This window comes from Streptomyces sp. NPDC048514 (assembly GCF_043199955.1).
Lineage (GTDB): Bacteria > Actinomycetota > Actinomycetes > Streptomycetales > Streptomycetaceae > Streptomyces.
This window is the reverse complement of the sequence record NZ_JBICWT010000004.1, coordinates 600,649-614,106: the sequence shown is the minus strand read 5'-3', so window position 1 is coordinate 614,106 and position 13,458 is coordinate 600,649. Positions and strand designations below refer to the sequence as shown.

Here is a 13,458-nt window from a genome sequence, read left to right as displayed (position 1 = left end):
CGGCCTCGGTGGCCCCGTACGACCGGATCAACAGGTCTCCGGTCGCCTCGTCCAGCCAGACCGTCGGCGAGTCGGTGCCGGGGGTTTCGGGGGTGATCCCCGGAAACGTGACCGCAGGCCCTCCGCCTCCCCGCTACTGCCCGCCCTCACGCTTGACCCCCTCCACGAAGGCCGCCCAGGCGCCGGCCTCGAAGAGGAGCGCTCCGCGAGCGGGCGCCTTGCTGTCGCGGACGGGGACGACGGAGGGGAGGCCGGCGGCGACTTCGAGGCAGGCGCCGCCGTCAGAGTTGCTGTAGCTGCTCTTGTGCCAGGTCACGCCGCTCAGGTCGATGGCTCGCACGGCATTTCCTCCAACATCCGCAGGATGAACAGACGCGACCCGGCAGGGGACAGCGCCAGGTCGCGCACCGCATCATATGTACGCTGCAAACGCTCAACCGTGCCGTTTTCCTCGACCAGTTCACCACGGACGTCGTTCTCGGTGTAGGCCACGGTACGACCGTCCAGCAGCCGCAGGTAGGTCACCTCGGTACTCATCAGACCGTGCAGCCCCGTGCCGAAGGGAACGACATGGAGGGTGACGTTCGGTCGCTCCGAGACCTCGGCCAGGTGCTCCAGTTGTTCCCGCCAGGCTTTTGCGTCGCTCAACGACGTGCGGAGGGCAGCCTCGGACAGGATGGTGCGGAACGCCGGGGGGTCGTCCCCGTCCAGCAGGGTCCGCCGTCCCATACGTGCCTCGACCTGCTGCTCGAGCAGCTCGCCCCTGAGGCCGCCTGCCGCCAGCAACTCACGCGCGTACTTGGGGGTCTGAAGCAACCCGTGAAGGGTGCCACCCCCGTAGTGCCACAGGTTGACAGCCTCGGCCTCCAGCTCCATGTAACCCCGGTACTGCTCCTTGAACTGTGCCGGGTCGGCCACCGCCAGTTCCCACAGGGTGACCAGCAAGCCCGGTGTTCCGTAGTGCTGGTCCAGGGCCTGTACGACCTCCGGGCCGCCCAAGGTCCGGCCGCTCTCCATCTTGCTGAACTGGGACGAGTCCCAGCCCACCTCCTTGGCGAGGTCGCGCAGGCTCAGGCCGCGCTCGTTCCTCAGGCGCCGTAGCTCCTCGGTGAACCGCTCCCTCGGCTCCTGGCTCCGTCCCGTGATCACCAGCCGCTGTGGCATCGCGCTCCCGTTGAATTTGTTGAATTTGGTGGGCCCAGCGTTGAAGTTGGGCCTCTCAACAGCCCGAACGCCGTTTCCCTGCGCCATGCTCGTAGCACTCGATCACGCAGCGTAGCCCTAGGTTCGCGCTGCGTACGCGTTTTCAGGGAAAGGAACCGGCCACGATGACACCGGACGACATCACCCGGCCACCGTGCCCCGTCCCCGGCTGTGCCGCCTGCACGGAGCTGGCGGAGCGGCGGGAGGTCGCGCAGGCGGAGTACGACCGCAGTGCCGAGACCGACGCGAACGTGCTGCTGCGTCAGCATCTGCGACGGGAGCACCGCGCACACGGCTGAACGGACCTCGTGGTGCAGAGGGGCGCGGGGAGACCGCGCGACGAGCCGCGAAGGATGCGCACCCGGGAGGCGGCCGGCCCCCCGGCGGAATGCCGAAGGGCCGCACCCCCACTGGCGTCCAACCCAGGGGATGCGGCCCTTCGACGGAACCGAGTCGCCTCAGACCGCGATGGCGACCTCGGCCAGCCCGCCGTCCTGCGCCACGACCGTGCGGTCGGCCGTGCCGCCGGGCACCAGCGCGCGAACGGTCCACGTGCCCTCGGCCGCGTAGAAGCGGAACTGGCCCGTGGCGGAGGTGGGAACCTCCGCGGTGAACTCGCCGGTCGAGTCCAGCAGCCGGACGTAACCCGTCACCGGCTCGCCGTCACGCGTCACCTGGCCCTGGATCGTGGTCTCGCCGGGCTTGATCGTCGAGGCGTCCGGGCCGCCGGCCTTCGCTCCACACATACTGATTCTCCGTAAGGGGTCTGACCGGAAGGCCGGTCGGGACGGGTTACTTGTTGGCGCCGAGCTCGATCGGCACGCCGACCAGGGAGCCGTACTCGGTCCAGGAGCCGTCGTAGTTCTTGACGTTCTGGACGCCGAGCAGCTCGTGCAGCACGAACCAGGTCAGGGCCGAGCGCTCACCGATGCGGCAGTAGGCGATCGTGTCCTTGGCGAGGTCCACGCTCTCCGCGGCGTAGAGCTCCTTCAGCTCGTCGTCCGACTTGAAGGTGCCGTCGTCGTTGGCGTTCTTCGACCACGGGATGTTCCGGGCGGACGGCACGTGGCCGGGACGCTGCGACTGCTCCTGCGGCAGGTGGGCCGGGGCCAGCAGCTTGCCGGAGAACTCGTCGGGCGAGCGGACGTCCACCAGGTTCTGGGCGCCGATCGCGGCGACGACGTCGTCACGGAAGGCGCGGATCGAGGTGTCCTGGGGCTTGGCCTTGTAGTCGGTCGCGGCGCGCTCGGGCACGTCGCCGCCGTCGACCAGCTCGCGGGCGTCCAGCTCCCACTTCTTGCGGCCGCCGTCCAGCAGCTTGACGTTCTCGTGGCCGTACAGCTTGAAGTACCAGTAGGCGTAGGACGCGAACCAGTTGTTGTTGCCGCCGTAGAGGATCACCAGGGTGTCGTTGGCGATGCCCTTCTTCGACAGGAGCTTCTCGAAGCCCTCCTGGTCGATGAAGTCACGACGGACCGGGTCCTGCAGATCCTTGGTCCAGTCGATGCGGATCGCGTTCTTGATGTGGTTCTTCTCGTAGGCGGACGTGTCCTCGTCCACCTCGACGATGGCGATGTTCGGGTCGTCCAGGTGTCCCTGGACCCAGTCGGCGTCGACGAGGACGTCGCTGCGGCTCATGCTCTTTCTCCTCCGGGGCAGTCGCGGCAAGGGCATGCGATGAGAGAGGGTGCGCGCCCAGGCGTGGGCGACGCAGGGGAGCCCTTCCAGCAGGGCGGGGGCTGAAATGCGGAAGTCAGGGACTTTCGCTCAGAAAGGGCGACAGAGCATGGCGGCAACGCGGCACAGGTCCACTGCCCGCCGCTTCGTGAGGTCCGCCTGTCGCTTCATGCCGTCGATCGTAGGGACGTCCGGGCGGACATGTCACCGGCGTGTCATATGACGAGACGCGATCGTCCGGATAATGGGATACGCAAAGCGCCCGGGCAGCCGTCGCACGGCCTCCGGGCGCACATGGGGGGTGCCGCGGCTATGGCACGGACGCTACCGTCTCGCCAGTCGGACACTCCGTGTCCATCATCGGCGTTCCCGTCCGTCGGCGGGCACTCCGTGTCCGGTCAGCCGGCAGACCCTGCCTGTCCGGTCAGCCGGCGGACCGCCTACCCCGCCAGCTTGACGTCCGAACCCTTCACGCTGATCTCCATGCCGTCCGGCGCGGCCTGCACCTTGTCCAGCTTGATGCCGCCCGGCAGCTGGTCGATGGCCTGCTGGAAGTCGGTGATCGTACGGACGCGGTTCTCGGCCAGCGCGAGGCCGCTGATCGCGGGCAGGGAGTCGGCGTGGACCCGGAGCCGGTCGTTCTCGACGGTCACCGAGCTGAGCACGGACAGCGTCCGGTCGACGGGTACCGCCCCCGCGACCGTGCCCTTCACCCGGACCGCCACCTTGACCTTGCCGTTGCCGCCGTCGGAGAGGCCGACGACCTCCGCCTTGACGCCGAAGCCCACGTCGGTCGGCTCGGCCTTCGCCGTCTTGAGCAGCTCGTCGTAGGCGATCTTCGCGGTGCCGGTGGCGCTCGCCGCGGTGGCGGAGCTGTAGTCGCCGGAGAAGTCGACGCCCTTCATGTGGGCCTGGAGGTCGTCGATGCGGATGGTCTGGCCGGGCTTGCCGGTGGCCGCCTCGTAGTCCTTGATGCCGACCTCGACGTCGTCCAGCGAGCCGCCCGCGACCTGGGTGAGGAACGGGAAGCCCTTGATGTCCACGTCCGGGGTGGCCGCCAGGTTCTCCGTCGACTTGAGCTTGTCGGCGGCCTCGCCCTCGGCGAAGTGCACGGCGACCCGGTCCGCGATCACGAAGAGCCCGCCCAGGACCACGACGAGGATCAGAAGTATTCGCAGGGCGCGCATGTGGTCTATCCCCCGGGTCGGTGACGGCGTGCGGAGTCCGGTACGGCTACCTCACGGTAACGCCGCCGACCGTTCCCGGCGGAAATTGTGGATCACTTGTGACAAGCGCTTCCGGCCCTACGCTGGAGTCATGTACGCGCGCAGGCGGCACATCTACTTCGTCATGATGGGGACCTGCATCGGGCTCTTCGTCCTGGCGTGGGGGCTCGTGCGCCTGTGGTCGGTGCCGGCGGCCGTCGGCATGTGCGTGTTCGCCATGGTCATCCCGCCCGTCGCCGCGATGGTCGCCAACCGGCGCGGCCCGGACGACCGCTGGTGGGACGACCCCTCCGGAGACGAGCAGTCAGACGACTGGTGGGACGAACTGGACGGCAAGAAGCGCCCGCCCCGCTAGGGCCTGCCCGAGGCGCGGGGCCGGCCGGCTTCGGGGGCCGGCGTCAGTAGACGAGCGCCTGCGTCTCGTCCCCCAGCGCCTCCTGCACGAACACCTGCGCGCCCGCGATCCGGACGCCCTCGATGACGTCCTCCTCCGTGATCTCCCGCCGGGCCGCGCACTGGGTGCACAGCGTGATGCGGCCGGCCGCGAGGATCGAGTCGAGCAGGGCGGGCAGCGGGGCCGCGTGCGGCAGCTCGAACTCGGCGGCCCGCCCCGGCAGCGCGAACCAGGACGACTCCCCGGTCAGCCACAGCGAGACGTCGACCCCGCTGGCCACGGCCACCGCCGCCACCGTGAACGCCTGCGAGCAGCGTTCGGGGGCGTCGGCCCCCGCCGTCACCTTGATAACGAGCTTCTTCGCCATGCCCGAAGCGTAATCCGCACCCCCTCGACTCCATGCGGCAGAGCCGACGGGTGCCGCACAACGTGTTCCTCGCGGAGTACGCGAGTGCCGGCGACCGCACGCCCCTGCGCGGATGCTGCAGAAGCAGCTGCTCGACCGAGCCCGCCACCGCGCACCTCACCGAGAGCCCCGGGTCCCGGCCGCGTAAGCTGGGGCCCGGCTCTGTCGTATTCCCCCGGACGTTCGTGCCGGGGGCCCCCGACCCTCGCTCAAGGAGCACCCGTGGAGACCTTCTTCGAAATCCTGCTGGTCCTGGTCTGCGTCGGCGTCCTCGCCTTCGCCGGTCTGACCGTGAAGAAGCTGTACCAGGGCCAGCGCTGATCCACACCTAGGAAAGCTTCCGCCATGATCGAGATCCCGTCCGACCTGCACAAGGACCTCGTCCCGCTCGCCTTCCTGCTCGGCAACTGGGCCGGCGCGGGCGTGCACGACTTCCCCGGCTCGCAGAAGTGCAACTTCGGGCAGGAGGTCAGCTTCACCCACGACGGCCGGGACTTCCTGGAGTACCACTCGCACACCTGGGTGCTGGACCAGGACGGCGACAAGGTCCGTCCGCTGGAGTCGGAGTCCGGCTTCTGGCGGATCGACGCCGACCGCAAGGTCGAGGTCACGATGACCCGCGACGACGGCACGGTGGAGATCTGGTACGGCGAGATGGCCGACAAGAAGCCGCAGATCGATCTGGCCACGGACGCCGTCGCGCGTACGTCCGCCTCGCAGCCGTACACCGGCGGCAAGCGGCTGTACGGCTACGTCAAGAGCGACCTGATGTGGGTGGGCGAGAAGCAGACCCCCGAGGTCGAGCTGCGCCCCTACATGTCCGCCCAGCTGAAGAAGGTCGTCACCCCGGAGGACGTCGAGCGCTGGGCGAAGGCCCTGCCGGACGACATGCCGGACGACGGCATCGCCTTCTTCAAGTAGGCCGCCCGGCAGCGGCGCGGATGCCTTCCGGCAGCCTGCGCGGGCGAGTGGTGCGGCAGCCGCCCGGGCGAGTGGCCGGGCGGCCACGTGGGGCTTGCGGGCCGGTGGCTCTAGACTTTCCGGTGTGGTGAGCACCGACTGGAAGAGCGACCTCAGGCAGCGCGGCTACCGGCTGACGCCGCAGCGGCAGCTTGTCCTCGAAGCCGTGGACACCCTCGAGCACGCGACCCCCGACGACATCCTCGTGGAAGTGAGGAAGACGGCGTCGGGGGTCAACATCTCCACCGTCTACCGGACGCTGGAGCTGCTGGAGGAACTGGGCCTGGTCAGCCACGCCCACCTCGGCCACGGTGCGCCGACCTATCACCTCGCCGACCGCCATCACCATCTGCACCTGGTGTGCCGGGACTGCGAGAACGTGATCGAGGCCGACGTCGAGGTGGCGGCCGAGTTCACGGCCAAGCTGCGCCGGCAGTTCGGGTTCGACACCGACATGAAGCATTTCGCGATCTTCGGCCGGTGCCGGGACTGCTCCCTGAAGGGTTCAAGTACCACGTCGTAGGCTTGCCGTATGAAGAGCCCCCTGCTGTCCCTGCCCGGCGCCGTTTCCGCCGAAGGGGTGGACGAAGGAGTCGCCGCCCACTACGGCGACCTGTTCCGTGAGCAGCGTGCCCTGGCCGACGGCACCGGTTTCGTCGACCTGTCGCACCGCGGTGTCCTCGCCGTCAGCGGCGAGGACCGGCTGAGCTGGCTGCATCTGCTCCTCACCCAGCACGTCAGCGGACTGCCCGCGGGCGAGGCGACCGAGGCGCTGATCCTCTCCGCGCACGGCCACATCGAGCACGCCCTGTACCTGGTGGACGACGGGACGACGGTCTGGGCCCACGTGGAACCCGGCACCGAGGACGCGCTGATCGCGTACCTGGAGTCGATGAGGTTCTTCTACCGGGTGGAGGTCGCCGACCGCACCGCCGACATCGCGGTCGTGCACCTGCCGGCCGGCTCGATCAGCGAGGTGCCCGAGGGCGTCGTGGTCCGCGAGACGGCGTACGGGCGTGACCTCTTCCTGCCGCGCGCCGACCTGGAGACCTTCGCGGCACAGCACAGCCCGGCCGCCGGTCTGCTCGCCTACGAGGCGCTGCGCGTCGAGCAGCACCGCCCCCGGCTCGGCTTCGAGACCGACCACCGTACGATCCCGCACGAGCTGGGCTGGATCGGTACGGCGGTGCATCTGCAGAAGGGCTGCTACCGCGGCCAGGAGACGGTCGCCCGCGTCCAGAACCTGGGCAAGCCGCCTCGCCGGCTGGTCTTCCTGCACCTGGACGGCAGCGACGTCCACCTGCCGGTGCCCGGCACGGACATCCGCCTCGCGGACGAGGGGCCCGACGGCCGCAAGATCGGTTTCGTCACGACCTCCGTGCGCCACCACGAACTGGGGCCGGTGGCACTGGCGCTGGTGAAGCGGAACGTGCCGGCCGACGCGAGGCTGCTGGCCGGAGAGACGGCGGCGGCGCAGGAGGTCGTGGTCGAGCCGTAGGACGCCACCGGGCCGCGGTCGCGGCTCCGGCGGGGCCGGGCGGTCGGGCGGCCGCCGGTGCGTCGTCGCCGAACGCGCAGTTCCCGCGCCCCTTTCGGGGCGCTCTCGGGGCTCGGGGTGCTCAGATCTCCAGCAGTACCGTGAACGGGCCGTCGTTCGTCAGGGACACCCGCATCTGCGCGCCGAACCGGCCCGTCGCCACCGTCGCGCCGAGGCTCCGCAGCCGGGCCACCACCTCGTCCACCAGCGGCTCGGCCACGTCACCCGGGGCCGCCGCGTTCCAGGTGGGCCGACGGCCCTTGCGGGCGTCGCCGTACAGGGTGAACTGGCTGATCACGAGCAGCGGGGCGGCGATGTCGCTGCACGACTTCTCGTCCTGCAGCATGCGGATCGACCACAGCTTGCGGGCCAGTTGCGCCGCCTTCTCCTTGGTGTCCTCGTGGGTCACCCCGACGAGGACGCACAGGCCCTCGCCCTCGATCGCGCCCACCGTCTCGCCGTCCACGACGACGCTCGCGCCGTCCACCCTCTGCACCACCGCACGCATGCGGACCATCATGCCCGGTGCCCCGCACACGGCCACACGGGGTCCAAAATGGATCTCTTACCGCCCATCTGGGGCCGTTCGGGGGCACTCGGTCACATAGCGGCCGGTTGGGGTGGCACCATGCTTCCACACGCCGGTCGAGGGGACGGTCACCACCACATGAGCACACCGAGTACCAGCGGGCGGGCGGGGGCGCATGGGACGTGTCGGCCGCCCGCGCAGCGCGGCGACGGCCCGGCGCTTCCGATGGAGCCTCCCGAGCCCGAACTGGCCCGGCTGAGCCTGCCCGAACTGCGCGCCCTGCGCCGCGACGCCCAGCGCGACGAGGCGGACCTCAGCTATGTGCGGCGGCTGCTGCAGGGCCGGATCGACATCCTGCGGGCGGAGTTGTGCAGGCGTGGCCGGGCAGCCGTACCGGCACCCGCGGACGGCTCCGTGGTCGACCGGCTCCCGGAGATCCTCCAGGACGCCCCGGCCCGGCACCGCTCCTCGGCCCGCCATGTCACGCTCGGCACCCCGCACAACGAGGAGTACCGGCAGCTGGCCGCCGAGATGCTCGCCGAGGTCGAGCTGTCCGACCTCCAGGCCAGGACGGATCCGGAACTGAGCAGCGCCATGGGCCGGCTGGTCCGCTACGAGCAGGAGGTCTCCCGGCACCGGCAGCGGCTGCAGCACACGGCCGACGACTGCAGCGGGGAGATCGCACGCCGGTACCGCGTGGGCGAGGCACAGGTGGACGACCTGCTGATCTGAACGGCCCGGTGGAGTACGCCGCCGGTGGGCGGGGCGAGGGCGCCGGGAGAGGGAGCGGTGAGGAGCCAGGGAGCAGCAGGTGCGGGGCGCCGCGATCCCTCGGGGCCGGGTGCCTGGAGCAGCGGCGGCGGGGCGCTGTCTCCCGTCTGGCCGGGGGCGGGGGAAATGCGGGCGACACGCTGGGGCCGTCCGCCTACGGTGGCTCCATGACTGAGGTCCGAACCGTCACCGATGCCGACTTCGAGGACTGGCAGCGCGCCCTGAACACCGGGTTCCTGCGGCCGCCGGTCATGGCGCCGGAGCGGCTGGACGCCCGGCGCCGGGTGCCGGGCCGCCGGCTGGGCGCCTTCGACGGCGGCCGGTGCGTCGCCACCTTCCGCTCCTTCGCCCAGGAACTGACCGCGGTCGGCGGCGCCACCGTGCCGGCGAACGCGGTCTCGAACGTCACCGTCAGCCCGACGCACCGCCGCCAGGGCCTGCTGACCCGGATGATGCGTCGGGACCTGGCCGCGGCGAAGGAACGCGGCGACGTCGTCGCGACCCTGGTGGCCGCCGAGTACCCGATCTACGGGCGGTACGGCTTCGGGCCGGCGACCTGGACGACCGAGTGGACCGTGGACGTCCCCCGGGCCGGCCTCGACCCCCGCTGGTCGGGCCCCGCGGACGGCGGCCGGATCGACCTGGTGGACGCCGGGGACGTGCGCAAGCTGGGCCCCGAACTGCATGAGCGGTTCCGCCGTGCCCAGCCGGGCGCGGTCAGCCGGGACGAGCTGTGGTGGGAGGTGAACACCGGGGCCGTGCGCTTCGACGAGTGGACCGAACCGTTCTACGCCGCCTACCGGTCGGCCTCCGGCGAGATCGAGGGCCTGGTGTCGTACCGGTCCGACGACCGCTGGCACGGCAAGCAGCCGCAGAACACCGCCGACGTCGACTGGCTCCTCACCTCGACCCCTGCGGCCGGTCGCGCCCTGTGGCGGTACCTGTGCTCGATCGACTGGATCACCAAGGTCAAGTCCGGCTGGCGCGGCCCCGACGACCTGCTGCCCTTCCATCTGCCGGACCCGCGCGCGGCCCGCGTCACCGGGCACGCGGACTGGCTGTGGGTGCGCATCCTGGACGTCGTACGGGCCCTGGAGGCGCGGACGTACGAGGCGGAGGGCTCGCTGGTCCTCCAGATCCTGGACAGCGCGGACGGCGCGGGCGGGGCCGGGCCGGCCGGGGGACGCTTCCGGCTGGAGGTCTCCCCCGAGGGGGCGTCCTGCACGCCGACGAGTGCACAGGGCGCCGATCTGACGCTGGAGGCAGCCGAGTTGGCGCGGCTGTGGCTCGGTGACGAGTCGGCGCTGCGGCTGGCCGCGCTCGGCCGGATCCAGGAAGAACGAGAGGGCGCCGCCCGGAAGGCCGACGCCCTGTTCCGCTCGCCCGGGCGCCCGTGGTGCCCGGACATCTTCTGAGGCTCCCTCCGGCCGGTGGCGGGCGGACTGTTCATCCGTAGCGAGCTGTTCAGTTGTGGCTGTGCGATGCCGATGTTCGGTTGTGGCTGTGCCGGTTGTTCAGTTGTGGCTGTGCGGTCCTGCGCCGTGGCGGTGTGCTCCGGTGGCCGTCGCCTGCCCGGGCTCCCGGCTCCCCTCCGGAAGGGAGCCCGGTCGGCCAACCACTGGAAGGCTTGACCAGGTTGTACGAGTTGGTGGCCAACTTCACTGTACTTATCTCCGTTGGGAACCGTCTCATAACCAGCTGTCGGTGAACTGCCGCAAGATGGCGGGAAGTTGTAGTGTTCATCCGTGGACCCGGAGCACGCCTCCGCCAGTGGACGGACGAGGTCACAGCGGCCACGCCGGTCACACCGCGAGATCGCCGACGAACTGCGCAGCCGGATCAGGTCCGGCGAGCTGCGGCCGGGCCAGCGCATGCCCACGCAGGCCAGGCTGGCCGACGAGTTCGGGGTCGAACGCGGCGCCGTGCGCCAGGCCTTGCGCATTCTGCAGTCGGAGCACCTGCTCACCGACGTTTCCAAAGGCAGTCCGGCCACCGTGGCCGCGGTCCCGGGGCAGGCGCGTCACACGGCCGGCCCCGCGGCGCCGCCGCAGCCCACCACGGTGGGGCTCGCGCCGCGCATCGCGGCCTCCTTCGCCGCCCCGCACGTGCGCGTCGACGCGCTGTGCCTGACCGCCGTCTCGCTCACGCTGGCCATCGGAGAGCCGCTGCGGCAGATCCATGCGGGGCAGTTGAAACCGGCCAAGATCGATGTGCGGGTGCTGCTGCCGAGCCGGGACATCGAGCTGGCGTTCCCGACGCCGGTGGGCGCGGCCGACGGCGGGCTGCTGCACCGGCGCTGGCTGGCCCAGCGCAACGCCCAGGGCCTGGTGCTGCGGCAGAACCTGCTGGCGCTGCGGACCACGCACGGCATCGACGTACGGATCCTCTTCCGCGCCCTGCCGTTCACCCCGCCGGTCAAGCTGTACCTGCTCAACGGGGCCGAGGCGCTGTTCGCGTACTACACGCTCGGGCGCCGTGAGCGGGAGATCGAGCACGAGCACGTGGAGCTGTACGACGCCGACGGCACCCGGTCCATGCTGTTCGCCTTCGAACGGCGGGCCGGCCAGCGGGACGCGGCCTTCGTGGAGCAGTCGCGGCTGTGGTTCGACGCGCTGTGGGAGACGATCAGTTCGGATCTGGTGCTGGCGTCATAGGGCGGGGCCCGCGAGCAGCACCGCGAGCAGCAGGGCGCCGGCGGAGCTGACCGCCGGGCTCTTGGCCTTGATGCCCACGGAGAGCAGCAGCATGCCGACGATGCCGGTGGCGCCGTACTTCCACTGGACGAGCTGCTCGAAGCCGATCACGAACAGGGCGGAGAGGAGAGCGAGGGCAGGCACGGTGTTCCCCCTTCGGTCTGCCGGTGGGACGTGCGGGGAGGCAAAAGCTCCGCCAACTTGAGAAAGTTGGCAACCAACTACACTTAAGTTGTCCCCACTTGGTCTCCATTCATAAACAACTTGCGGGCAACTCCCGCTAGATGGATCAAAGTTGTAGCGTTTGGTCGTGACCCAGGAGAACGTGGCAGTGAACGGCAGCAGGAGGCTCACGCCCCAGGAGATCGCCGACACCCTGCGTGAACGCATCCGCACCGGCGCCCTGCGGACGGGCGCCCGGCTGCCCACCCAGGCCGAGCTGGCCGAGGAGTTCGGGGTGGAGCGCGGTGCCGTACGCCAGGCCCTGCGGGAACTCCAGCAGGACGGGCTGCTCAGCAACGTCAGCAAGGGCAGTCCGCCACGGGTCGCCGAGCCGCAGCCCGGCCACGAGGAACCCCAGCCGACCATGGTGGCGCTCGCCCCCCGGCTGACAGAGGCCTTCTCCGCGCCCCATGTGCGTATCGACGCGGTCTGCCTGACCGCCCAGAGCCTGATGCCCGCCCTCGGTGAGCCGCTGCGCCTCATCCACGAGGGGCGCGTCCGCCCCGAGCGGATCGACGCCCGCATCCTGCTCCCGTCCCGGGACATCAACCTCGCCTTCCCGGTCTCGGTCGACGCCGGGAGCGACGACGACGCCGTCCACCAGCGCTGGCTGGCGATGCGCAACGCCCAGGGCCAGGTGCTCCAGTACAACCTCCAGGCGCTGCGCGGCACCCACGACATCGACGTCCAGGTCGCCTTCCGCGCCCTGCCGTTCACCCCGCCGGCCAAGCTGTACCTGCTCAACGGAGTGGAGGCGCTGTACGCGTACTACATGATCACGCGCCGCGAGGAGCCCACCGAGAGCGGCATGCTGGAGATGTACGACACCCTCGGCTCCGAATCCCTCCTGTTCTCCTTCGAGCGGCGGGCCGGGCAGCGGGACGCGGCGTTCGTGGAGCAATCGCAGAAGTGGTTCGATGCCCTCTGGGAAACCATCACCACGGACCTGACACTCTCCTAGTGACTTCTGATGCGACTTCTGATGCGACGCCTGGCGCGAAAGAGATCGAAGGGCTACGGGAACTGATCGCCCGTGCTCAGGTCGTGCTGTGGGACTTCGACGGGCCGATCTGCCGCCTCTTCGCCGGGCACAAGGCGGAACGGGTGGCCGCGGAGCTGGTGGAGTGGCTGGAGAACCGCGGCCTGCGGGGGCTGCTCACCGACGCCGAGCGGGAGACGCTCGACCCGCAGGTCGTCCTGCGTGCCGTGGGGCGCCGCCGCCCGGGCAGCGACCTGGTCGCCGAACTGGAGGAACGGCTCACCCAGGAGGAGTTGCGGGCCGCCGCCTCCGCGCTGCCCACCGCCTACGCCGACCCGCTCGTTCGCACCTGGACCGCCGTCGGCGCCCGGCTCGCCGTCACCACGAACAACTCCCCCCGGGCGGCCCACAGCTACCTGGAGACCCGGGGCCTCACCGACTGCTTCGCCCCCCACCTGTACGGCCGCACTCAGCAGCTGCACCATCTCAAGCCGCACCCGCACTGTCTCGACCGCGCACTGAAGGCGATGGGCGCGGCCCCGTCCGCCGCCGTGATGATCGGCGACTCGGCCTCGGACCTGGACGCGGCCCGCGAAGCCGGTGTCCCGTTCCTGGGCTTCGCGCGGAGCGCCCTCAAGGAGAAGGGCCTCAGGGCGGCGGGCGCCGGTCACGTCGTCCGGTCGCTGGAACCGTTGCTGTGGCTGCTCCGCAGCAGACGTCCCGTGCGCTAGCATGCGGCAATCCGGGCCACCGCCCGGACCCGTGTGCCGAGGGAAGGCGACGAGCCGGTCCCCGGCCGTCGGACCCGCACAGGTGAGTGGCGGGCTGCCCGTTGGGCCACTCGGCCGGTGCGGAAGGCCG

19 protein-coding genes are annotated in these 13,458 nt (G+C 70.6%); 10 read left to right on the top strand and 9 right to left on the bottom strand.

The annotated features are described in order from the left end of the window. Positions 1-133: 133 nt before the first annotated feature. Complete coding sequence (locus ACGFT2_RS11565) at positions 134-340, bottom strand: DUF397 domain-containing protein (RefSeq protein ID WP_393276158.1); 207 nt, start codon at positions 338-340, stop codon at positions 134-136. Then, the gene (locus ACGFT2_RS11560) at positions 322-1,164 is read right to left on the bottom strand and encodes a helix-turn-helix transcriptional regulator (RefSeq protein ID WP_393276349.1); all 843 of its coding nucleotides are present in this window, start codon (positions 1,162-1,164) and stop codon (positions 322-324) included. The genes ACGFT2_RS11565 and ACGFT2_RS11560 overlap by 19 nt, the downstream gene beginning before the upstream one ends. Before the next feature lie 164 nt (positions 1,165-1,328). Here ACGFT2_RS11560 and ACGFT2_RS11555 point away from each other — a divergent pair, with 164 nt between their 5' ends. Next, entirely contained in the window at positions 1,329-1,502 is a 174-nt protein-coding gene (locus tag ACGFT2_RS11555; RefSeq protein ID WP_393276156.1) for a hypothetical protein, read from the top strand. A gap of 159 nt (positions 1,503-1,661) precedes the next feature. Here the strand turns inward: ACGFT2_RS11555 and ACGFT2_RS11550 are convergent, their stop codons facing one another. The 4 genes from ACGFT2_RS11550 to ACGFT2_RS11535 form a co-directional block, all read right to left on the bottom strand. After that, on the bottom strand, positions 1,662-1,949 hold the full coding sequence (locus tag ACGFT2_RS11550; protein ID WP_393276153.1) for a DUF1416 domain-containing protein: 288 nt from the start codon (positions 1,947-1,949) through the stop codon (positions 1,662-1,664). A gap of 46 nt (positions 1,950-1,995) precedes the next feature. Then, entirely contained in the window at positions 1,996-2,841 is an 846-nt protein-coding gene (locus tag ACGFT2_RS11545; RefSeq protein WP_393276150.1) for a sulfurtransferase, read from the bottom strand. 129 nt (positions 2,842-2,970) lie between these two features. Then, a complete protein-coding gene (locus ACGFT2_RS11540; RefSeq protein ID WP_350751515.1) occupies positions 2,971-3,051 on the bottom strand; it encodes an Ms5788A family Cys-rich leader peptide in 81 nt (26 codons plus the stop codon). A gap of 269 nt (positions 3,052-3,320) precedes the next feature. Beyond that, entirely contained in the window at positions 3,321-4,067 is a 747-nt protein-coding gene (locus ACGFT2_RS11535) for a DUF2993 domain-containing protein (protein WP_393276147.1), read from the bottom strand. Between the two features lie 130 nt (positions 4,068-4,197). Here ACGFT2_RS11535 and ACGFT2_RS11530 point away from each other — a divergent pair, with 130 nt between their 5' ends. Next, positions 4,198-4,461, top strand: a complete 264-nt coding sequence (locus ACGFT2_RS11530) for a DUF3099 domain-containing protein (protein ID WP_393276145.1) — start codon at positions 4,198-4,200, stop codon at positions 4,459-4,461. A 43-nt stretch (positions 4,462-4,504) separates the two neighbouring features. Here the strand turns inward: ACGFT2_RS11530 and ACGFT2_RS11525 are convergent, their stop codons facing one another. Continuing rightward, positions 4,505-4,867, bottom strand: a complete 363-nt coding sequence (locus ACGFT2_RS11525; RefSeq protein WP_393276143.1) for a DsrE family protein — start codon at positions 4,865-4,867, stop codon at positions 4,505-4,507. 384 nt (positions 4,868-5,251) lie between these two features. Between ACGFT2_RS11525 and ACGFT2_RS11520 the strand changes: the two genes are divergently transcribed. The 3 genes from ACGFT2_RS11520 to ACGFT2_RS11510 all read left to right on the top strand — a co-directional run bounded on the left by ACGFT2_RS11520 (position 5,252) and on the right by ACGFT2_RS11510 (position 7,364). Further along, positions 5,252-5,827 carry an FABP family protein gene (locus ACGFT2_RS11520; RefSeq protein ID WP_393276141.1) on the top strand — a complete coding sequence of 192 codons (576 nt, stop codon included), beginning with the start codon at positions 5,252-5,254 and terminating at the stop codon, positions 5,825-5,827. 124 nt (positions 5,828-5,951) lie between these two features. Further along, the gene (locus ACGFT2_RS11515) at positions 5,952-6,389 is read left to right on the top strand and encodes a Fur family transcriptional regulator (RefSeq protein WP_393276138.1); all 438 of its coding nucleotides are present in this window, start codon (positions 5,952-5,954) and stop codon (positions 6,387-6,389) included. A 9-nt stretch (positions 6,390-6,398) separates the two neighbouring features. Further along, on the top strand, positions 6,399-7,364 hold the full coding sequence (locus tag ACGFT2_RS11510; protein ID WP_393276135.1) for a YgfZ/GcvT domain-containing protein: 966 nt from the start codon (positions 6,399-6,401) through the stop codon (positions 7,362-7,364). A gap of 121 nt (positions 7,365-7,485) precedes the next feature. Here the strand turns inward: ACGFT2_RS11510 and dtd are convergent, their stop codons facing one another. Next, positions 7,486-7,911, bottom strand: coding sequence for a D-aminoacyl-tRNA deacylase (gene dtd, locus ACGFT2_RS11505; RefSeq protein WP_393276132.1), 426 nt, complete (start codon positions 7,909-7,911; stop codon positions 7,486-7,488). 159 nt (positions 7,912-8,070) lie between these two features. Here dtd and ACGFT2_RS11500 point away from each other — a divergent pair, with 159 nt between their 5' ends. The 3 genes from ACGFT2_RS11500 (at position 8,071) to ACGFT2_RS11490 (ending at position 11,357) form a co-directional block, all read left to right on the top strand. Next, complete coding sequence (locus tag ACGFT2_RS11500; protein ID WP_393276129.1) at positions 8,071-8,664, top strand: aerial mycelium formation protein; 594 nt, start codon at positions 8,071-8,073, stop codon at positions 8,662-8,664. Positions 8,665-8,870: 206 nt separating this feature from the next. Continuing rightward, a complete protein-coding gene (locus ACGFT2_RS11495; protein ID WP_393276126.1) occupies positions 8,871-10,118 on the top strand; it encodes a GNAT family N-acetyltransferase in 1,248 nt (415 codons plus the stop codon). A gap of 330 nt (positions 10,119-10,448) precedes the next feature. After that, positions 10,449-11,357: a winged helix-turn-helix domain-containing protein gene (locus ACGFT2_RS11490; protein WP_393276123.1), complete on the top strand. Its 909-nt coding sequence runs from the start codon at positions 10,449-10,451 to the stop codon at positions 11,355-11,357. On the opposite strand, the gene ACGFT2_RS11485 is transcribed toward ACGFT2_RS11490, so the two are convergent. Continuing rightward, on the bottom strand, positions 11,352-11,540 hold the full coding sequence (locus tag ACGFT2_RS11485; RefSeq protein WP_393276121.1) for a hypothetical protein: 189 nt from the start codon (positions 11,538-11,540) through the stop codon (positions 11,352-11,354). The genes ACGFT2_RS11490 and ACGFT2_RS11485 overlap by 6 nt on opposite strands. A 160-nt stretch (positions 11,541-11,700) precedes the next feature. Here ACGFT2_RS11485 and ACGFT2_RS11480 point away from each other — a divergent pair, with 160 nt between their 5' ends. Then, on the top strand, positions 11,701-12,579 hold the full coding sequence (locus tag ACGFT2_RS11480; RefSeq protein ID WP_393276118.1) for a GntR family transcriptional regulator: 879 nt from the start codon (positions 11,701-11,703) through the stop codon (positions 12,577-12,579). Continuing rightward, the gene (locus tag ACGFT2_RS11475; protein ID WP_393276115.1) at positions 12,579-13,328 is read left to right on the top strand and encodes an HAD family hydrolase; all 750 of its coding nucleotides are present in this window, start codon (positions 12,579-12,581) and stop codon (positions 13,326-13,328) included. Before ACGFT2_RS11480 ends, ACGFT2_RS11475 begins: the two co-directional genes overlap by 1 nt. Positions 13,329-13,458 lie beyond the last annotated feature (130 nt).